Source organism: Synechococcus sp. R6-5 (assembly GCF_047461775.1).
GTDB lineage: Bacteria > Cyanobacteriota > Cyanobacteriia > Thermostichales > Thermostichaceae > Thermostichus.
The window spans coordinates 48,219-67,088 of the sequence record NZ_JANSHV010000021.1; the positions used below are offsets into that span (position 1 = coordinate 48,219).

Annotated in this window: 18 protein-coding genes; 13 read left to right on the forward strand and 5 right to left on the reverse strand. The window is 59.3% G+C overall.

Translation table 11 applies throughout. The features are described 5' to 3' along the window. The first annotated feature begins 95 nt into the window (after window positions 1-95). Together NW818_RS01310 and NW818_RS01315 are read left to right on the forward strand one after the other, a co-directional pair. Window positions 96-4,394, forward strand: a complete 4,299-nt coding sequence (locus NW818_RS01310) for a PAS domain S-box protein (protein ID WP_414423622.1) — start codon at window positions 96-98, stop codon at window positions 4,392-4,394. A 34-nt stretch (window positions 4,395-4,428) separates the two neighbouring features. Next, window positions 4,429-5,661 carry a response regulator gene (locus NW818_RS01315; protein WP_414423623.1) on the forward strand — a complete coding sequence of 411 codons (1,233 nt, stop codon included), beginning with the start codon at window positions 4,429-4,431 and terminating at the stop codon, window positions 5,659-5,661. A 35-nt stretch (window positions 5,662-5,696) separates the two neighbouring features. Here NW818_RS01315 and NW818_RS01320 read toward each other — a convergent pair whose 3' ends face one another. Then, complete coding sequence (locus tag NW818_RS01320; RefSeq protein WP_414341999.1) at window positions 5,697-6,068, reverse strand: HesB/IscA family protein; 372 nt, start codon at window positions 6,066-6,068, stop codon at window positions 5,697-5,699. Between the two features lie 113 nt (window positions 6,069-6,181). On the opposite strand from NW818_RS01320, the gene NW818_RS01325 reads away from it, so the two are divergent. The 5 genes from NW818_RS01325 to dusB all read left to right on the forward strand — a co-directional run bounded on the left by NW818_RS01325 (window position 6,182) and on the right by dusB (window position 9,676). Beyond that, window positions 6,182-7,150 carry a ribonuclease Z gene (locus NW818_RS01325; RefSeq protein ID WP_041437346.1) on the forward strand — a complete coding sequence of 323 codons (969 nt, stop codon included), beginning with the start codon at window positions 6,182-6,184 and terminating at the stop codon, window positions 7,148-7,150. Window positions 7,151-7,179: 29 nt separating this feature from the next. Then, the gene (locus NW818_RS01330; protein WP_414412719.1) at window positions 7,180-8,043 is read left to right on the forward strand and encodes an RDD family protein; all 864 of its coding nucleotides are present in this window, start codon (window positions 7,180-7,182) and stop codon (window positions 8,041-8,043) included. A 91-nt stretch (window positions 8,044-8,134) separates the two neighbouring features. Beyond that, window positions 8,135-8,329 carry a 50S ribosomal protein L33 gene (rpmG, locus tag NW818_RS01335; RefSeq protein ID WP_011433240.1) on the forward strand — a complete coding sequence of 65 codons (195 nt, stop codon included), beginning with the start codon at window positions 8,135-8,137 and terminating at the stop codon, window positions 8,327-8,329. Between the two features lie 29 nt (window positions 8,330-8,358). Next, window positions 8,359-8,574 (forward strand): 30S ribosomal protein S18, encoded by a 216-nt coding sequence (gene rpsR, locus NW818_RS01340; RefSeq protein WP_011433239.1) that lies wholly within the window; start codon window positions 8,359-8,361, stop codon window positions 8,572-8,574. 16 nt (window positions 8,575-8,590) lie between these two features. Next, entirely contained in the window at window positions 8,591-9,676 is a 1,086-nt protein-coding gene (gene dusB / locus NW818_RS01345; protein WP_414375158.1) for a tRNA dihydrouridine synthase DusB, read from the forward strand. Between the two features lie 81 nt (window positions 9,677-9,757). Here dusB and leuB read toward each other — a convergent pair whose 3' ends face one another. The 3 genes from leuB to petB all read right to left on the reverse strand — a co-directional run bounded on the left by leuB (window position 9,758) and on the right by petB (window position 12,339). Further along, entirely contained in the window at window positions 9,758-10,873 is a 1,116-nt protein-coding gene (gene leuB / locus NW818_RS01350; RefSeq protein WP_414399133.1) for a 3-isopropylmalate dehydrogenase, read from the reverse strand. Window positions 10,874-11,080: 207 nt separating this feature from the next. After that, window positions 11,081-11,593 carry a cytochrome b6-f complex subunit IV gene (petD, locus tag NW818_RS01355; RefSeq protein ID WP_011433236.1) on the reverse strand — a complete coding sequence of 171 codons (513 nt, stop codon included), beginning with the start codon at window positions 11,591-11,593 and terminating at the stop codon, window positions 11,081-11,083. Between the two features lie 98 nt (window positions 11,594-11,691). After that, window positions 11,692-12,339 carry a cytochrome b6 gene (petB, locus tag NW818_RS01360; RefSeq protein ID WP_041436518.1) on the reverse strand — a complete coding sequence of 216 codons (648 nt, stop codon included), beginning with the start codon at window positions 12,337-12,339 and terminating at the stop codon, window positions 11,692-11,694. Window positions 12,340-12,527: 188 nt separating this feature from the next. Here petB and NW818_RS01365 point away from each other — a divergent pair, with 188 nt between their 5' ends. The 4 genes from NW818_RS01365 (at window position 12,528) to NW818_RS01380 (ending at window position 16,537) form a co-directional block, all read left to right on the forward strand. Continuing rightward, window positions 12,528-13,805, forward strand: coding sequence for a S41 family peptidase (locus tag NW818_RS01365; RefSeq protein ID WP_414423624.1), 1,278 nt, complete (start codon window positions 12,528-12,530; stop codon window positions 13,803-13,805). A gap of 135 nt (window positions 13,806-13,940) precedes the next feature. Then, entirely contained in the window at window positions 13,941-14,495 is a 555-nt protein-coding gene (locus NW818_RS01370; RefSeq protein ID WP_414400675.1) for a phycobiliprotein lyase, read from the forward strand. Between the two features lie 16 nt (window positions 14,496-14,511). Continuing rightward, window positions 14,512-15,024 (forward strand): hypothetical protein, encoded by a 513-nt coding sequence (locus NW818_RS01375; protein WP_414423625.1) that lies wholly within the window; start codon window positions 14,512-14,514, stop codon window positions 15,022-15,024. A 172-nt stretch (window positions 15,025-15,196) separates the two neighbouring features. Next, window positions 15,197-16,537 (forward strand): hypothetical protein, encoded by a 1,341-nt coding sequence (locus tag NW818_RS01380; RefSeq protein WP_414423626.1) that lies wholly within the window; start codon window positions 15,197-15,199, stop codon window positions 16,535-16,537. Window positions 16,538-16,660: 123 nt separating this feature from the next. On the opposite strand, the gene NW818_RS01385 is transcribed toward NW818_RS01380, so the two are convergent. After that, a complete protein-coding gene (locus NW818_RS01385) occupies window positions 16,661-16,978 on the reverse strand; it encodes a DUF3067 family protein (RefSeq protein ID WP_011433229.1) in 318 nt (105 codons plus the stop codon). Between the two features lie 183 nt (window positions 16,979-17,161). On the opposite strand from NW818_RS01385, the gene NW818_RS01390 reads away from it, so the two are divergent. Together NW818_RS01390 and NW818_RS01395 are read left to right on the forward strand one after the other, a co-directional pair. Then, on the forward strand, window positions 17,162-17,680 hold the full coding sequence (locus tag NW818_RS01390; RefSeq protein ID WP_414351678.1) for a cytochrome b6-f complex iron-sulfur subunit: 519 nt from the start codon (window positions 17,162-17,164) through the stop codon (window positions 17,678-17,680). Between the two features lie 122 nt (window positions 17,681-17,802). Then, a complete protein-coding gene (locus tag NW818_RS01395; RefSeq protein ID WP_414423627.1) occupies window positions 17,803-18,786 on the forward strand; it encodes an apocytochrome f in 984 nt (327 codons plus the stop codon). The last annotated feature ends 84 nt before the right edge of the window (window positions 18,787-18,870 follow it).

The following is an 18,870-nucleotide window of genomic DNA, read 5'->3' on the forward strand; positions in this document are numbered from 1 at the left end:
CCGCAAGTTAGCTGAGCTTCCTCTTTTGACCTCCAAGATAAGCTGGAAAGACTTGCTGGGATACTGTGGAAAGGGGGCAGGAATCTCTGGGTTCTATGCACAGAGAGCTATGGGCGGTAGGGAAAACGGTGGGCCTGGTGGATCCCTCTGGCCTTGCCTTTTGGCTGCTGGGATCCCTCTTCTTGGCTCTTCTGCTGCTCGGCCTGCAGCAGCTTTCTGTCTTGCGGAGGATCCTGAGATTTCCTTTCCAACTTCTTAGGGGCAGCCCTGGCCCAGAGGCTCGTTTTCGGGCAGCCTTGGAAGCCAGCTTGGATGCTATTTACCTGCTGGAGGCGGTGCGGGATCCCGCTACCCGCGAGATCATCGACTTTGTCTTTGTGGATGTCAACGCCAAGGGGGAAGAGCTCATTTCCCTCCAGCGCCGGCAGATCATCGGCCAGCGGCTGTGCGAGCTGCTGCCCATCAACCGCTGGGGGGGCTTTTTTGAGAAATACAAGCGAGTGGTGGAAACCGGCATTCCTCTGGAAGAGGAGTTCCCCATTTCGGGGCAGCCGGGCTTGAAGGCCAGTTGGATCCATCACCAAGTGGTGCCGGTGGGCGATGGGATCCTCATCACCAGCCGCGACATCAGCGAGCGGGTCAAGATGGAGCGGGCTCTACAGGAAAGCGAGTCTCGCTACCGCGCCCTCTACGAGGCCATTCCCGACTTGATTTTTGAGCTCAGCGCCGAGGGAGTCATTCTTCATTGCAAGCCTTCCCCTTACGTTCCCACCCGACATCCGCCTGAGTTTTACGTGGGTTGCCGCGCCCAAGACGTGTTTACTGGCTCGCTGAAAGAGCAGTATCCATCTCTGGCGGAGGGGGCCTTGGTCAGCCAGACGCCGCAGTACCTAGAGTACGAAGTTGAGATTGAGCCGGGGATCCGCTGCTATCGGAGAGCCTGCGTTGTCGCTCACGGGAGAGACAAAATTTACATCCTGGTGCGGGATATCACCGAGCGGAAACAGGCGGAGTTGGCCCTTAGAGAAATGGAAGCCACCCAGCGGGCCATTCTCCAAGCCATCCCCGACCTTATTGTTCGCCTGAATCGCCAGGGCATCTGCCTGAGTTTTATTTCCGGCGGCGATGTCCATCTTGACTGCCCAGCAGAGCGCCACTTAGGTCGATCCCTCCAGGAGATTCTGCCGCTGGAGCTGGCAGAGCAGCGGCTTTTCTATGTTCAGCAGGCTCTGGCCACCCAAACCCAACAGCGCTACGAGTACAGCATTGAAGTCCGAGGGGAGGTACGCCACGAAGAAGCCCGCATTGTGCCTCTGAACAGCCAGGAAGTCCTGGTGATCGTGCGGGATATTACAGAAGCCAAGCAGGCAGAGCTGGCCTTGAAAGCCGCTGAACAGGTGCAGCGAGCCATTCTAGAAGCCATTCCCGACTTGATCTTTCGCCTGGACAGCCAGGGCATCTGCTTGAGCTTTGTCTCCGGGGGCGAGGTTCTTCCCTATGGCTCGCCGGACACCTACGTGGGCCGATCCCTGCAGGAGCTTTTGCCACCGGAGTTGGCCGAGCGGCGGCTTTTCTTTGTTCAGCAGGCTATAGCTACCCAGACGCGGCAGCGCTACGACCAAAGCATCGAGATTGAAGGGGAGACCCGCCACGAAGAGGTGCGCATTGTGCCCCTCAACCCCCAAGAGGTGGTGGTGATCGTCCGCGATGTAACCGACAGGGTGCGATCCCAGCAGGCCGTCCAGGAAAGCGAGCAGAAGTTCCGGGCGCTGTTTGAGAATGCCGCTGTGGCCATCCTCATCCGTCATGCCGAGACCGGCGAGATCCTGGAGGCCAACTCCCAAGCCATTGCCGCCTACGGGTTTTTCAGCCTGGAGGAGCTGCGGGCCTTCGACGCTTCCGAGCAGTCTCCCTATCGCCAGGCTCTTCGGGGCGGGGAGTTCTCGCTGCAGTCCTACTTGGAGCAAGCCCGCCAGCAGGGATCCGCCCGCTTTGAGTGGCAATGGCAGCGGCAGGATGGCCGAGTTGTCTGGGAAGACGTGTTTGTGCAGCCCCTTGTCTTGCGCGGGATCCCGTGTTGGGTGTTTACCGCGGTGGACATCACTGCCCGCAAGTCGGCAGAAGCGGAGCTGGAGCAGTTTTTCTCGGTAGCTCTGGATTTGCTTTGCATTGCCGATGCCCAAGGGTACTTTCGCCGTCTCAACCGCGCCTGGGAGACTACGCTGGGCTATTCCCTGCAGGAGCTGCAGAGCCGACCCTTTTTGGAGTGGGTTCATCCGGACGACCTCCCCGCCACGCAGGCGGCCATGCAGCAGCTTGTCGAAGAGAAACGGCTGGATCACTTTGTCAACCGCTACCGCACCCAGGACGGCAGCTATCGTTTCATCGAGTGGCGAGCCTCTTTGGCCGGATCCCTGATCTACGCCGCCGGGCGGGATATCACCCTAGCCAAGCTGGCAGAAGAGCAGATGAAAGCAGCTAAGGAAGCTGCCGAAGCCGCCAGCCGGGCCAAGAGCGAGTTCCTGGCCACCATCAGCCACGAGATCCGCACCCCCATCAACGCCATTTTGGGGATGACCAGTCTACTCCTGGACACCTCCTTGGATCCGCAGCAGCAGGATTGGGTACAGACCATCCGCTATGGAGGCGAGGTGCTGCTGAACCTAATCAACGACATCCTCGATTTCTCCAAGATCGAGTCCCAGAAGCTGGAACTGGAGGAAATACCCTTTTCCTTGCCGCAGTTGGTGGAGGAGCTGCTGGATCTGATGGCAGCCCAAGCCCAGAGCAAGGATCTGGAACTGGTGGCTTGGGTGGATCCCAGCCTGCCGCCAACCTTGATAGGGGATCCCAACCGGCTGCGCCAAATCCTGGCCAATCTGCTCAGCAACGCCATCAAGTTCACCCCCCAGGGAGAGGTAGTGGTGACGGTCGAGGCAGGGGAGAGGGATCCTGAAAAGCAATGGGTCAACGTTCAGGTGCGGGATACAGGCATTGGCATTCCCCCCGAAAAATTGGATCGCCTCTTTAAGCCCTTCAGCCAGGTGGATAACTCCATCAGCCGCCAGTTTGGCGGCACCGGTCTGGGCCTGGCCATCAGCCAGCGTCTCTGCCAGCTCATGGGGGGAGAAGTCGGGGTGGAAAGTCAGCCAGGCCAGGGATCCACTTTTCGCTTTCGCATCCCCCTAAAGAGGCCAGACCAGGAGCTGTTGCCAACCGCCGCACCGGATCCGTGCTTGGCCGGCAAGCGGGTTTTGCTGGTGGAAGACAACGCCAGTCAACGGCAGTTGCTATCCCGACTGCTGAGCGCTTGGGGCATGGAGGTAACCTGTTGTGCCTTGGCGGCAGAAGCCCAGGCTGCAGTTAGAACTCGTCCTTTTGACCTGGCCCTTCTGGATGCCACCCTGCCAGACCGGGATGGCTTGACCCTGGCGGCTGACCTGCAGACAGCGCAACCCCGCCTGTTACCGCTAGTGCTGACGGGGCGCAACTTCATCTCCACAGCAGACCCTCTCCCCACTTTGGCCAAGCCGGTCAAAGCCTCCCAACTGCGGAAGCTGCTGCTGGGGCTTGTGGGAGAAAAAGCTCCTTCCTCCTTATCTTCCTCTCCCGCCGCTCCTCCCTCCATTTGGGACGCGACCCTGGCCAGCCGCTACCCACTGCAGATCCTGGTGGCAGAGGATAACCCGGTTAACCAGAAGGTGATTCGCCTCATGCTGGAGCGGTTGGGCTACCGGCCCGACGTAGTCGGCAACGGTCTGGAAGCCGTCCAAGCTCTGCGCCTGCGACCCTACGATCTGGTGTTGATGGATATGCAAATGCCGGAGCTGGATGGTCTTGCGGCCACCCGTCGCATCCGTGCTGAGCTGCCTCCTGAGCGCCAGCCTCGCATTGTTGTCCTCACGGCCAATGTGTTTTCGGAAGGCCGTGCTGCCGCCGAAGCTGCCGGGGTGGATGGCTATCTAACCAAACCCTTGGAGCCAGCCGCCCTAGTCCGGGTTCTTCAGGGATCCCTTCCCCTTCCCATCCCGGCCAGCCAAGAAGAGGATCCGCCCCTCGACCCCGTTATCCTCGCCCAGATGCGGGCAGTCTTCAGCTCTCCAGAAGCCTGGCAGGAGATGATCCAAACCTACCGGCAGGACAGCGAAGCTCTATTGGGATCCCTGCGGCAGGCCCTAGAGCAGCGGGATCCCCAAGCCATTGCTCGGTTGGCCCACCGCCTCAAGGGCAGCAGCAGCACCCTGGGCGCCAAACGTCTGGCCGAGCTGTGTCAGCAGTTGGAAAAGCTGGTTCATGCCGAGCCAGCCAGTTCTGTAAAATGGGATACTATAGAGCAAGCCGTGCAGAAGCTGGAGGTGGCATATCGGCAAGTTACCCTCAGTCTCTCCTCCTGAGTGCAGAGCCTTTCTCCCTCTCCTCTCAATGCCTATGCTGAGGCCCAATCCCCACCCTCCGGCCAGCTCGCCGGCGGTTCCTGAGGCCCAGGCGGGATCCCCCTCGCCTGAAAAGAAACCGTTGTTGTTGATCGCGGACGATGAGCCCAGCCAGCGACTCTTGGTTCGCTACGCCCTTGAGCGAGAAGGCTACCAAGTCCTGGAAGCCAGCAGCGGCGAAGTCTGTCTGCAGCTAGCCGCTCAACACCCAGTGGATATGGTCTTGCTGGATGCGGTCATGCCGGATGTGGATGGGTTTGAGTGCTGTCGCCGCCTCCATGCTCAAAACTCGGATCTGCCCATTCTCATCGTCACGGCGCTGGAAGATGAGTCCTGCGTGGATGAAGCCTTTGCTGCCGGGGCCAGCGATTACATTTCCAAACCCATTCGCTGGTCGGTTTTGAAGCGGCGTATCCGTCGCCTGATCCAGGCCAGCCAAGCCCAACGCCACCTGCGGGAACTCAACCAAGCCCTAGAAGCCAAGGTGCAAGAACGCACTGCCCAGTTGGCCTGCCAGGTGCAGGATCTGCAGCAGCTCAACCGCCTCAAGGATAGCTTTCTGGCCAGCGTTTCCCACGAGCTGCGCACCCCCCTCACCAAGATCAAGCTGGCCCTGGAACTGTTGGGCCGCTCCCCTCTAGACGAGAAGCAGCGCCAATACCACCGCATTGCCCTAGAAGAATGTCAAGCTGAAATCGAGCTAATCAACAGATTGCTGGATCTGCAGAGCCTAGAAGCCAAGGAGTTGAGCTCTGCGGCTGCTGCCATCGATCTCCACAGCCTTTGCACAAGCCTGCTCGACGGGGTGCGAGAACGGGCTCAAGCCCGGCAACTGAAGCTGGAGATGGCAGAGCCGACCTCATTCCCGGCAGTGCTCTACAGCTACCCGCAGCAGCTAACCCTGATCCTGAAGGAACTGCTGGAAAATGCCTGCAAGTTTACCCAGCCGGGCGGAACCCTCCGCTTGGAGGTGCAAGCCTTTCCCGGTGGGGTTGAGCTAAGGATTGGCAACACCGCCCAAATCGAGCCTGAACACCTGCCCCACCTTTTCGAACGCTTTTACCGTGTGCCCTCTGAGGATCCCTGGGCGCAGCCGGGCAGCGGCCTTGGACTGGCCTTGGTGAAGCATTGGGTGGAGTATCTGCAGGGCCAAGTCCGGGTCACCAGCCAGAAGGGATGGACTTGGTTTGTCCTTTGGCTGCCCAGCCTAGAGCCCTCCAACCGTTGACGCCCAAAGGCGGGTGGGAGGCAGCGATTGAGACTTTAGTGACCAACGACAGCAGCAGTCTCAGCAGTGGCAAAGGAGGTGCCACACCCACAACTGGCGACTGCGTTGGGGTTCTTGAAGCGGAAGCCACCGCCCAGCAGATCCTCGGAAAAGTCGACGGTGGTGCCGCTGATCAAGGTCATGCTCAAGGGATCCACTGCCACCTGGATATCCCCAAAGTCGAAGGTATGATCGTCAGGGTTGGCCTGAGACTCGAAGTTCATCACATAAGAGAGGCCAGAGCAGCCGCTCGGCTTGACCCCCAGACGCAGGATGGGCTGGGATCCCTCTTTTTCGTACTTGCTGCGCAGGCGCTTCAACTCTTGGATGGCGCTATCGGTCAGGGTGATCATGACGAGAAGGCTCAACGGTACGTTCTACTCCCCATCCTATCAAGGGTTTTTTCTCGGCCAGCGGGAGCAGTTGGTAAGCTAGGGATCCCAATCCTTGAGGTCTTGCCCCTGTGACAGATCCCAATGCCATTCGGATCACCTTTTTGGGCACCAGCTCCGGCATGCCCACCCGCCAGCGCAATGTCTCTGGGGTGGCGGTGCAGTTTCCGCAGCGGTCAGAATGGTGGCTGTTCGATTGCGGCGAGGGCACCCAGCACCAGTTGCTGCGCCTAGACGAGCTGCGCCCCAGCCAGTTGCGCCGCATTTTCATCACCCACATGCACGGGGATCACATCTACGGCCTGCCAGGGCTGTTGGCCTCCTGCGGCCTGGGCAGCACCCCTGAGCACATCGATATCTACGGCCCGCCGGGCCTGGAAGAGTACCTGAAGGCCGTGTTGCGCTACAGCGAGACGCGCATCCCCTACGGCTTCCGCGTTCACACCGTCGAAACCGGTCTCATCCTGCAAGAGCCGGAATACTCCGTCTTCTGCGCGCCCTTGGATCACCGGGTGCCCGCCTTCGGCTACCGCGTGGTGGAACAGGATCGGCCAGGCAGCTTTAATGTGGCCAAAGCCCAAGCCGATGGGATCCCCTTTGGCCCTCTGTATGGGCAGCTCAAGGCCGGCCAATCCATCATCTGGCAGGGCCGCTGCTTTCACGGACGGGATTATGTCGGGGATCCCATTCCGGGCCGCAAATTTTCCTACTGCACCGACACGATTTTCTGCCGCAACGCCGTCGATCTCTCCCGGGCTGCCGACTTGGTGATCCACGAGGCCACTTACGCCCAGGCTGACTTGGAGCTGGCCCGCCGCTCTAAGCATTCCACCGCCGCCATGGCCGCCCAAGTGGCCGCCGAAGCCAAGGCCCAAGCTTTGATCCTCACCCACTTCAGCCCCCGCTACACCCCAGAGGCCCCCATTACCTTGGAAGACCTGCTGGCAGAAGCTCAGGCCATTTTTCCCAATACCCTGCTGGCCCGCGATCGGCTGACCTACGAGATCCCCCGTCGCAGCCCGTCCCCTCTGCCGGTGGGTGTGGGCTTGCCTCGCTAGAATGGTAGAACTGACTGTCTCAACCGGCAATGACGGATCCCAGACCCTACCCCGAACGCCCCCAATTTCCAGAGCGGCCCAAAACCGAACAACTGGATCAAAGTGCTGGCGAGTGGCGAACCTTCAGCGCTTTGCCCCCTGCCACTTCTCTGCCCCCGGTTCAAGCCGAGCGGCCAGCCCCGCAAACGGCTACTGAGGGAGAACCCCTGCCAAAATTGGCTCCCTGGAGCAAACGAATTGGGGCTTTTGCCCTCGACTTTGGGCTGGGGCTGGGGATCTCCTACCTAGCCCAAGGCTTGGCTGCTCTGGTAGGGGCCAATGCAGGCGCCGTGGACATGACCGGCTATCTCGCCTTCTTCGCCACCTGGCTGGTGAACCGCGGCTATTTCCAATCCCGTCCTGAGGGCCAAAGCCTCGGCAAATGGCTGCTGAACATCAAAACCCTGGATCCCGAAACCGAAGCCTCGCCGCACCTGGTTCGCTCTCTGGCTCGAGAGGGAGTGCTCTCCCTCTTTGTGCTTACAGAGGCCCTGCTGGTGCCTCTGGCTGCGGATGGGCTGTTTGCCGTCTTCGACAAGGAAAAACGCCAAACCATTCACGACCGCGCCGGACGTACCCTAGTGGTGGAAGCGGAGCGGGGCTACCACCTGGATGAAAAAGTCTTGCGGTTTTTGCAGGACATCCTAGAGGGGGACGCTGCTGACGACGTCAAATCGGCTGCTCGCGACCTGCTGCGCCAAGCCCAGCGCAATGATGCCGTGCGGGATCTGTCCAAGCAGTTGCAGCGCCTGAGCAAAGATGTGGATCGCAACGCCCGTAGCCTACGGCAACAAACGGGCAAGCACGTGAAAACTTGGGTTGATTCCGTCAAGGAAAAGTTGGATAATTGGTGATCGCGCTTATCGAGGTAAACCCCCATCTCCAGCCTCAGGATCTGGGATTGCAGTTTCCTCATTGCCGTTTACCTTCGTCTTGGGATCCGTCATGGCCAAAGCAAAGGGTGCCCGCATCATCATCACCCTGGAGTGCACCGAGTGCCGCACCAACGTCAACAAGCGCTCTCCAGGTGTGAACCGCTACACCACCACCAAAAACCGCCGCAACACAACAGCCCGCTTGGAGCTGAAGAAATTCTGCCCTCACTGCAACCGCCACACCGTCCACAAAGAGATTAAGTAGTTCAAGCCGTTTCGCCGTTCTCCTACTCTATGGTTTACGCTCGCCGCCGCCTGTCTCCCATCAAGCCGGGAGAGCCCATTAGGTACACCGATGTGGAGCTGCTCAAGAAATTTGTGACCGAGCGTGGCAAGATCTTGCCCCGCCGCATCACCGGCCTGACCGCCAAACAGCAGCGGGAGCTCACCGCCGCGATCAAACGAGCGCGCATCATGGGTCTTCTTTACTTTGTCAACAAAGAGGGATAGCTTTCTCCGGATCCCGATGGGCCTGCAGCTTTCGCCGGAACTCCAAGCCCGCTTGTCCCAGCCCCTCAATATCGGCGGGGTAAAAGTTTTGAGCCGCGTTTTTCAGGCGCCGCTGTCAGGGGTAACCGACCAAGTCTTTCGAGGGCTGGTGCGCCGTTTTGCCCCCCACAGCTTGGTCTACACGGAAATGGTCAGTGCGACCGGCTTGCACTATGCCCGCCAGTTGCCCCGCATCATGGAGGTCGGCGAGGGAGAGCAGCCCATTGGCATCCAACTGTTTGATTGTCGGCCTGACTTTCTGGCGGAAGCAGCCCGCATGGCGGTGGACGAAGGGGCGACCTTGGTGGACATCAACATGGGCTGCCCGGTGAACAAGATTACCAAAAACGGCGGCGGCTCTTCTCTGCTTCGCGATCCCGACACGGCAGCGCGAATTGTGGAGGCGGTGGCCAACGCAGTGGAGGTGCCCGTAACCGTGAAAACGCGCCTGGGCTGGTCAGATCAGGAGATCAACATTTTGGATTTTGCCCACCGTCTGCAGGAGGCAGGGGCGCAACTGCTCACCCTGCATGCCCGAACACGCGCCCAAGGCTTCAACGGCAAAGCCCGCTGGGACTGGATCCGCCGCGTCAAACAGCACCTGCGCATTCCCGTCATCGCCAATGGGGATATTTTCTCGACAGCCGCAGCGGTGAAGTGTTTGGAGGAAACCGGAGCCGATGGGGTGATGTGCTCCCGCGGCACCATGGGCTATCCCTTTCTGGTGGGGGAAATCGATCACTTCCTGAAAACCGGTCAAGAAAGACCGGCCCCCACTCCCCTGGAGCGGATTCAAATGGCCTTAGAGCATCTGCGCGGTCTCTGGGAGTACAAGGGAGAACGTGGCATCCGTCAGGCCCGCAAGCACATGACTTGGTACATCAAAGACTTTGCCGGAGCCTCTCAATTCCGTGCTCTCCTCTGTCGCATTGAGACGGTGCAGGAAGGGGAAGCCCTGCTTCTTCAAGCCATGGAGCGCTGCCAAGAAGCCACACCTCGACCGGAAGAGGCCATTAAAACCACCGAGGAGGTCGACCTTCTCCCTGAAGCCGGTTGGGCGTAGCTCCAAGGATCCCCACAATTGGAAATTGCTTGGAAATCGCCGCACGTCTGCCTTGGCTGTAGCCTGTGGCCCCGAAAAAGGCTATTGCGCCTGCTGCTGGGACAGGGCTGCCACCAACTTTTCTCCCATTTCCTGGCAACCCACTAAAGTCATTCCCTCAGAGTAGAGGTCTGGGGTGCGGTACCCTTGCGCCAAAACGGCTTCTACCGCCTGTTCGATGCGGTCGGCAGCTTGTGGCTGATCCAAGGAGTAACGCAGCATCAGGGCGCCGGAGAGCACCTGGGCAATGGGGTTGGCTTTGTCTTGTCCGGCAATGTCGGGAGCCGACCCATGTACCGGCTCGTATAGGCCGGGGCCAGAGGATCCCAGAGAGGCAGAGGGCAGCATACCAATAGAGCCGGTCAGCATGGCCGCTTCATCGGAGAGGATATCGCCGAAGAGATTGCCCGTGAGGATGACGTCGAACTGCTTGGGCCAGCGCACCAACTGCATGGCGGCATTGTCGATGTACAGGTGGGAAAGTTCCACCTCCGGGTACTCAGCCGCAATGACATTGACCCGCTCCCGCCACAGTTGCGACACCTCGAGAACGTTGGCTTTGTCCACCGAGCAGAGCTTGCGCCGGCGTTTGCGGGCCAGCTCAAAGGCAACTCGGGCAATCCGATCCACCTCAGCTTCGCTATAGACCATGGTGTTCACGCCGCGCCGGGATCCCTGGGCATCCGTGAAGATTCCCTTGGGCTGGCCGAAGTAGATGCCCCCCGTCAGCTCCCGCACTACCACCAGGTCGATCCCCGAGATCACCTCTGGCTTCAGGGAGGAAGCCCCCACCAGTTGAGGGAAGACTTTTACCGGGCGCAAGTTGGCAAACAGCCCCAGCCCCGCCCTCAAGCCCAACAAGGCCCGCTCCGGGCGTTTCTCAGGAGGCAGAGCGTCATACTTGAAGTCGCCGACAGCAGCCAGATAAACGGCATCGCTCTCTTGAGCCATTTTCAGGGTTTCTGCCGGCAAGGGATCCCCAGTCTGGTCGTAGGCAGCCCCGCCGATTAGGCCCTCTTGCCACTGGAGAGCAAATCCCATCTGCCGGGCAACTGCATCCAAAACGGCTCGTCCCACCCGCATGATTTCGGGGCCGATCCCATCTCCGGCAAGGGCTGTGATCCGATAGGTTCGAGCAGTTGAAGAAGAAGTGCTCATGAGCGGTCAAGCTGAAGATGAGGGCGTAGAGATACTACCATTTCGGCGGACTTGCCCATCCCTTGGCACACAGGTTTGCAGACAACTCCTCTAAAAAGCTCTCCAAAAGAGAAAGTGCAGCCCGGCCACCGACCTGCTGCACTCTGATGGTGATTCTGATGGTGATGATGACGATCAACCCATCAAGCGGGAGTCCCAGATGTTCTTTTAGAACAAGCCCAAGGTGACCCACTTATCCAAGGGCAAGGTGGCACCTATGCCCAGGTAGAGGGTGACCAAGGTGCCAATCAGGAACACCGTTGTCGCCACTGGGCGGCGCAAGGGGTTTTGGAACTTGTTGACGTTTTCGATGAAGGGCACAAACAAGAGACCCACAGGAATGGCAGACATCAGAGCAATTCCCAACAGCTTGTTGGGAGCAATCCGCAGGATGTGGAAGGCGGGGTAGAGATACCATTCCGGCAGAATTTCCAGAGGCGTAGCAAAGGGATCCGCCGGCTCCCCTACACCTGCCGGATCCATGACTGACAGGCCAACGATCACTCCAATAGTGCCCAGGATCACCACCGGAAACATAAAGAGCAAATCGTTGGGCCAAGCGGGCTCACCATAGGTCATGTGGCCCATGTTTTTCTTCAGCTTGGCTACAACTTTGGGGTTGTCTAGATCAACCTTGCGGGTAATGGCCTCGGTTGCTATCACCTGTTTTGAGACGGCCATGGGAGTTCTCCTTATCTAGGGACAAAAGTTCTGAAAAAGTGGCAGGTAAAGATCCCAGTTACCAGGAAAGTCAAAGGCGTCTGGGAGTCAAACCTTGCTCACAAAGGCCCAGAAATGCCTTGGCGGCGGATCATCAAAAAGTGCATGGTCATAAAGACCGCGGTCAGCCAGGGTAGCACGAAAGTGTGCAAGCTGTAGAAGCGAGTCAGGGTAGCTTGACCAACCGCTTCGCCACCCCGGATCAGTTGCACCAACAAGTCGCCCACCACCGGAATGGCACTGGGCACACCTGAGACGATCTTGACTGCCCAGTAGCCCACCTGATCCCAGGGCAGGGAGTAGCCGGTAACGCCAAAGGAGACGGTCAGCACCGCCAAGATTACACCGGTTACCCAGGTCAGCTCGCGGGGCTTCTTGAATCCCCCCGTCAGGTAAACCCGGAAGGTGTGTAGGATCATCATCAGCACCATCATGGAGGCACTCCAACGGTGGATGGAGCGCAGCAGCCAGCCGAAGTTCACCTGGGTCATGATGTAGTTCACCGACTCAAAAGCCTCGGCCACCGTCGGACGATAGTAAAACGTCATGGCGAAGCCGGTGGCAAACTGAATTAAGAAGCACACCAGCGTCACCCCGCCGAGGCAGTAGAAGATGTTAACGTGAGGCGGAATGAATTTTCCCGTTGCGTCGTCGACGAAAGGCGTAATCTCCAGCCGCTCGTCCAACCAGTCGTAAACTTTGCTCATAATGTCTGCATTTTTTGAAGTTGGCTCTCGAGGGCGGGGCAAGCCCACTCTCCTCAGCAATGTAACACAATCTTTTAACACCATCCTGGCGTCGGGCTCAGCTTGGGGACGAAGATCTCGATCCCAGGAGGCCAGGCAAGTTTTCGATATTGCGTTTTGTTCATGTTTCTTAATGTTTTTTGGGATCGATGGTTGTGCAGAAGCCGAGATACACAGGGATCCGCTGGAGAGGGTGGGGGATCCGCCTTGTCTTGCTTGGGTGTTTGCTCTGGGCGAGTTTGGGCATTGGCGCCTGTCCGGTGCAGGCCAGCCGTTGGGGAGAAGAGCAGCAACTGCTGGCGCAGGCTTGGGCCTATGTGGATCGGGCCTATGTGGATCCGGGGTTTAACGGGCAAAACTGGTGGCAGGTGCGGCAACGGTTTCTCTCCCGGCCCTTAAAGGAGCGCAAGCAGACCTATCAGGCCATTGAGGAGATGTTGGCCACTCTGGGGGATCCCTTTACTCGCTTTCTGGATAAAGAGCACTACCTCAGCCTGCAGACCTCCACAGCCGGCGAGCTGAGCGGTGTCGGCTTGCAGATTGCCATCGATGAGCAGGGGGCGGTGCGGGTGATTGCCCCCATGGAAGGCACTCCTGCCGAGCAGGCCGGGATCCAACCCCAGGATGAGATTTTGGCGGTGGATCGGGTGCCGGTGGCGGGGTTGAGTCTGGACGAAGTGGCCGAGCGGATGCGGGGGCGCAGTGGCACGCCGGTTACCTTGAAGCTGAAGCGGCAGGATCGCATTTGGGAGGTGGAGCTGGTACGCCAATCGATCACCATCAACCCCGTGCGCACCCGTTTTTTTGAGCTGCCTCAGGGATCGGTGGCCTACATTCGCCTCAGCCAGTTCAACGGCAATGCTGCCGCTCAAGTCCGCCAAGCCATTCGGGCCGCAGAAGCTCAAGGGGTGCGGGGCTACATTCTCGATTTGCGCAACAATCCGGGGGGACTCTTGCAGGCGGCCATTGAGATCGCCCGCTTCTGGATCCCCAAGGGTGACATTGTGCTGGTGACGGATCGCCACGGCATTCAAGACAGCATTCCCGCCACCGGCGAGGTGCTCACAGAGGCACCGCTGGTGGTCTTGGTAAATCAGGGCAGCGCCAGTGCCAGTGAAGTGTTGGCCGGGGCACTTCAGGATAGTGGGCGAGCCCAACTGGTAGGAACGCGCACCTTTGGCAAGGGTCTGATTCAATCCCTGCTGGAGCTGGCGGATGGCTCGGGGCTGGCGGTGACCACGGCCAAGTACCTTACCCCCAGCGGCCACGACATCCATCGCCAGGGGATCCAGCCCGATGTGGTGGTGGCGGAGGGATCCATTCCTCTGACGGCAGAAACCTTGGCCGGGCCGGAGGACATCCAGCTGCAGCGAGCCTTGGAGTTGTTGGGGCAGACCCAAGGGATCCGGGTGGCCAAAAGCCCGTGAGGAAGGGGATCCCACGGTAGAACTCAATCGTTGGCATTCAGGATTTGGATTCCTGGTTGTTTTCGATTCGTTTTAGGATCGAAAGCAGGGTTTCCCGTCCAGCGCTGATCTCTGACTCTGTCCGCTCCCGCCCGCATGAACGCTATCCAGCAATTTCACCACTTTTTCAACTGCTGCATTGGGGCTTGGCGCACAGAGCGCACCTACCATTACCTAGACCGTGGCGAGGTGGAGCGCTCCCGCACCGAGTTCACCATTCGCACCCTCACCCCTGAGCTCAAGCACAAGGTGCTCACCGACAACAACTACCCCAACCACAACGTGGATGGTTTTTTGGGCTTTCACTTGGCTTTTGAGACCGTTTCCGAAACGGGGGAGGAGGCCGGGCAAGAGCTGAACATGCTGTTCGTCCCTCGGCAGGAAACCCCCCTGGGGCTGCAGGGAGACTACCTGCGGGATCGGGCCTACGAGGAAGATCGCCCGATGGTGGCGGCTTTCCGGTTTGATCCCGGATCCCTGCAACTGGTGATGACCACCACCTACACTCGTGTGGTTGCTGTAGATACCATCACTCTACTGAATCCGCGCCTGCGCCTGCGGCAGATCCTTACCTACCAACGTCCCCCTCAGGGTCAGCCTTTGCAGGAGCTGTTGCTGGTGGGGTTTGGGGTAGAACAGAAGCTGACCTAGCCTGCGGATCCTGAGCATGACGCTTCCCAAAGACCTGAGATTGTCTCAGCACTTGGCTCTGATCCAGTTGAGGTTCGAGCGAGGACAATACCGGCAGGCGCTAGAGGAGGTTAAGCAGGCCCAAAGCCGCTATCCGCAGTCGGGTAAGCTACGGCTCTGGCAGGCCCTGGCCCAAGAAGCCCTTGGCGAAACGCAGGAGGCCATCCTGTTGGCCCAAACCTTGCTGCGCAACCCAGATCCAGAAGTTGCCCAGCAGGCTCGCTATGTCTTGGGTATCTGGCAAGCCCCTCGTCTGCGGCGTCCAGCGGAGTGGTTGAGCGAAATTCCCGATCTCAGCCGGCTGGAGGAAACTGATCCCCCAGAGTACCGCTTGGCCTATGGGCGCTCCCAACGCAAAGGCCCTTCCCCAAGATCTGGGGATCCCCTCAGCCGCCGGGCAGCGGATCCCCCGCTGGACACTAAGCCCCTCATCTGGGTGTTGATCGGGATCCTCTCGACCCTGCTGGCCGTGATGGCTTGGCTGCCCTAGAGGGGGGTACAACCGTTCTGGAAGTGAGATCTACAACGATTCTCGTCGCTGCGGGGTTAAGGGGAGATACTGGGAATAGAGGAGACGCTAGGTCTAGCTCAGGGGAGCGGATCTGCGTCCTAGGGATCCCGACAGGCTCCTCGGCAATTGGGGCAGAAAGCGGAGGTTAAGAGTGGCTACCCAAACATTGGTGATGGATGCAGTGGAACAGTTGGGCCTGCGGGTCACGCTGGGAGATATTGCATCCAGCACGGGCTTAGCTTTACACGAGGCCAAACAAGAGCTACTGAATTTGGCCCAAAAGGCGGAGGGGCATCTCCAGGTTTCCCGGCAGGGGGAGATTACCTACGTTTTTCCACCGGATTTTCGCAGCATTCTCAAGCGCAAGGAGCAGCAGGATCGGCTAGCAGCCCTGCGGCGCCGGTTGTGGGGGGGCTTCCTCTATGGGTTGCGCATCTCCTTTGGCATTCTGCTGGTGGTGTCAATTGTCTTGATCGTCCTGGCGTTGATTGCCTTGCAGATGGCCAGTAGCCGCGAGCAGGACAATCGCAGCCGGTCGCGGGGGATAGGGTTTTACTACTTCCCCAATCTTTGGATCGGCAACCCCTTCTGGGATCCCTATCCCTACTATGGCAGCTACTCCGGTCGGACGCGCCCCCGCCAGCCGCAAAAATCCGAGCTGAACTTCCTGGAAGCGGTGTACAGCTTCCTCTTTGGGGACGGGGATCCCAATGCCAACCTGGAGGAGGAGCGCTATGCCCTCATTGGCCAACTGATTCGTGCCAATGGGGGGGTGATCGCAGCGGAACAGGTGTTGCCCTACCTGGATGTGGAGCCGGGATCCCCGGCCTTGGAATACGAAGATTACATGCTGCCCATTTTGCTCAAGTTCGACGGTCAGCCGGAGGTCAGCGAGGACGGGGACATTGTCTACCGCTTTCCGGAACTGCAGGTGGCCGCCTCAGAGCGTGAGCCCAAGAGGATCCCCGAAGTGTTGCAGGAGAAACCTTGGGTGTTCAGCCGGGCCACGCCTGGTCAACTGGCCCTGGCAGGGGGTTTGGGAGTTCTCAATTTCTTTCTGGCCGCCATTCTCTATGGGGCACGGGAAGAGGTGGCAGCGGCAGCCGGCAGCAATGCTTTTTTAGCCTTCATCTACCCGTTGATTGGGTTTCTGTTTCTCTACGGCAGCCTCTTTTTGGCGGTGCCCGCCGTTCGGTGGTTGACCTTGCAAATCCGCAACCAGGGAGTGGAGCGTCGCAATCGTGTCCGGCAGCTTTGGCGAGAGCATCTGCAGCATCCCACAGAGGCGCTGCTGCGCAAACTCAACTTTGCCCGCCGCTTCCGCCGTCAAGAAGTTGTGCAAGAGTCGGACACCATTTACTCAACCGACCGGGATTTGATCGAGCAGCGGGACTACCGTCTGGACGAGCCGGCATTCCGCCAACTTTTGGAATCCGAAGCTCAGCAGGAGTACCCGGAAACCGAACAAGTGCGCAAGCCGCGTCCCCTCTAGAGAGGTCATGGCCGTTGGGCAAACTCCCGGTCTGCCGTTTGAGCTGAGACCCATTCGAGTTTCTTGGCCAGCCGGCGAATCCAGCGCTTAGGTTTGCTTGGACTTCTTTCTCCCCAGGAGAACTCACAACAACCACTCGGAGACTCGCTCCCCCACCTTCTGCAAATCCAGAGGAATGGCCACCGCTTTGCCCATACGGGGTCTCTGACGGGTGGCTTCGATTTCCCGACGCACCGCTTCCCACACCCCCCAAGCCTGCAAATGGGCCAGCACGTTCTCCAAGTGGGCCAAATACTCGGCCTCGCTCAAGGGGAAGGAGGGCTGCTCCAGATAGCGCCACATCACCAGCAACACCACCTTCTGCTGGATACGCCGCAGCTGCACGTCGTAGGAATAGCCCCACTTCTCGCGCAACAAAGCTTGAAAGTCGGATCCCTTCATCAGACTTGTCTGAGGCTGGCTTGGATCTGGCTCCAATCGCGCTGGGTGGGCCGCTCACCTTGGGAAGGAAGGCCACGGCCTCTTCCAGCGTTGCATTTCTTAACGATATTGGCCAGAGGGGTCGGTTAGGATGATGTCGCTTGTCAACGAACGTTAAAACTTCTCAGGTTTGCATTTGCCATTATGACGGAAGCGGTTAGCAACTTTGAAGCGCCCCCCATGAGCCGGCGGGTTCTTCTCAATGCCCTGCTCAGTGGCTCTGTGGGAGTCGTAGTGGTGGGCGCCCTCTACCCGGTGGTGAAGTACTTTATCCCGCCCTCTTCCGGTGGAGGGGGTGAGGGCCTCATAGCTCAGGACGCTCTCGGCAAGCCCATCAGTGTCAGTGAGCTGTTGGCCACCCATGCCGCTACGGATCGGGTGCTGGCCCAAGGTTTGAAGGGGGATCCCACCTACATCGTGATCGACAATGGGGCGGTGGCCAACTACGGCCTCAACGCGGTTTGCACCCACCTCGGTTGCGTGGTGCCCTGGAATGTGGGGGAAAACTTGTTTAAGTGCCCTTGCCACGGATCCCAGTATGCGGCCAATGGCAAGGTGATCCGGGGACCGGCTCCCCGCTCGCTGGAGCTGGTGAGCGCCACTGTGGATGGCGACAACGTCCGCTTCAGCCCTTGGCAAGGCCCCGATTTCCGGGAAACCTAAAGGGCAAGGGATCCCGCTGGCTGTGCCGGCTTTTGCCGAACGATTTGGGGCAAATTGTCGAGATGGCTGTTCCAAGACTGTGTCCTAAACCTGTGATGGAAATTCATTCTGAGCTGAGAGTTATGAAGCGAATCTGCTTGGCCTTCTGTGGGCTGCTGCTGTTGCTGGGGATGGGGGCACGTCCGGCGGCAGCCTACCCCTACTATGCCCAGATGGCCTACGACAACCCCCGCGAGGCGACTGGAAAAATTGTCTGTGCCAACTGCCACCTGAACGCCATGCCCACTCGCGCCGAGGTGCCCCAGGCCGTCACCCCCGGCCAGGTGTTCACCATCAAAGTTGGGATCCCTTATGACCTGAGCAAGCAGCAGGTGCTGGCAGACGGCAGCAAGGGTGGGTTGAATGTGGGCGCGGTGGTGGTCTTGCCGGAGGGCTTCCGTTTAGCCACCGAAGCCGAGATGACCGAGGAACAACGGCAAGAAACTGCCGAGACCTACATCACCCCCTACAGCGACGCGAAGCCCAACATCCTCCTGGTCGGGCCTTTGCCGGGCGAGCAGCATCAAGAAATCGTCTTTCCAGTGGTGGCCCCTGACCCGAAAGAGGATCCCTCGGTGGCCTTCATGAAGTATCGCGTTTACATTGGGGCCAACCGGGGTCGCGGTCAGCTCAACCCCGACGGCAGCCTCAGCAACAACAACGTTTTCCGCGCTCCGGCCACCGGGCGTCTAGTCAACATCGCCACCCTCAACTCCGATATCAGCGATCTACCGGCTGAATTGGCCAGCCTGGTGCCCCCGGAATACGAGCTGCCGGGCACGAGAGTTCTCAGCTTCGAGACCGAAAGCGGGATCCAAAACCTGGTGGTGCCGCCTGGGCCGGAACTGGTGGTTGCTGTTGGAGACAGCGTCAAAGAAGGGGATCCCGTCACCAACAATCCCAATGTGGGCGGCTTTGGCCAGGTGGAGCGGGATCTGGTGCTGCAAAGCCCGGAGCGGGTGAAATGGCTGGTGGCTTTCCTGGCAGCCGTTACGATTGCCCAGCTCTTATTGGTGCTCAAGAAAAAGCAGGTGGAGCTCATTCAAGCCGCCGAAATCCTTGGCTAGCTCAAGCTCTTTCCTGGCCTGCACCTCGGAGGTATCCGAGGTGTTTTTTGTTCTGTAGGGCTGATAGCAGTCGTGGTTTTTATT

Coding starts and splice junctions, on each gene's coding strand:
- NW818_RS01310 (WP_414423622.1), top strand. CDS start 96: ATGCACAGAGAGCTATGGGCGGTAGGGAAAACGGTGGGCCTGGTGGAT.
- NW818_RS01315 (WP_414423623.1), top strand. CDS start 4,429: ATGCTGAGGCCCAATCCCCACCCTCCGGCCAGCTCGCCGGCGGTTCCT.
- NW818_RS01330 (WP_414412719.1), top strand. CDS start 7,180: ATGACGGATCCCAGACCCTACCCCGAACGCCCCCAATTTCCAGAGCGG.
- rpmG (WP_011433240.1), top strand. CDS start 8,135: ATGGCCAAAGCAAAGGGTGCCCGCATCATCATCACCCTGGAGTGCACC.
- rpsR (WP_011433239.1), top strand. CDS start 8,359: ATGGTTTACGCTCGCCGCCGCCTGTCTCCCATCAAGCCGGGAGAGCCC.
- dusB (WP_414375158.1), top strand. CDS start 8,591: ATGGGCCTGCAGCTTTCGCCGGAACTCCAAGCCCGCTTGTCCCAGCCC.
- leuB (WP_414399133.1), bottom strand. CDS start 10,873: ATGAGCACTTCTTCTTCAACTGCTCGAACCTATCGGATCACAGCCCTT.
- petD (WP_011433236.1), bottom strand. CDS start 11,593: ATGGCCGTCTCAAAACAGGTGATAGCAACCGAGGCCATTACCCGCAAG.
- petB (WP_041436518.1), bottom strand. CDS start 12,339: ATGAGCAAAGTTTACGACTGGTTGGACGAGCGGCTGGAGATTACGCCT.
- NW818_RS01365 (WP_414423624.1), top strand. CDS start 12,528: ATGGTTGTGCAGAAGCCGAGATACACAGGGATCCGCTGGAGAGGGTGG.
- NW818_RS01370 (WP_414400675.1), top strand. CDS start 13,941: ATGAACGCTATCCAGCAATTTCACCACTTTTTCAACTGCTGCATTGGG.
- NW818_RS01375 (WP_414423625.1), top strand. CDS start 14,512: ATGACGCTTCCCAAAGACCTGAGATTGTCTCAGCACTTGGCTCTGATC.
- NW818_RS01385 (WP_011433229.1), bottom strand. CDS start 16,978: ATGAAGGGATCCGACTTTCAAGCTTTGTTGCGCGAGAAGTGGGGCTAT.
- NW818_RS01390 (WP_414351678.1), top strand. CDS start 17,162: ATGACGGAAGCGGTTAGCAACTTTGAAGCGCCCCCCATGAGCCGGCGG.
- NW818_RS01395 (WP_414423627.1), top strand. CDS start 17,803: ATGAAGCGAATCTGCTTGGCCTTCTGTGGGCTGCTGCTGTTGCTGGGG.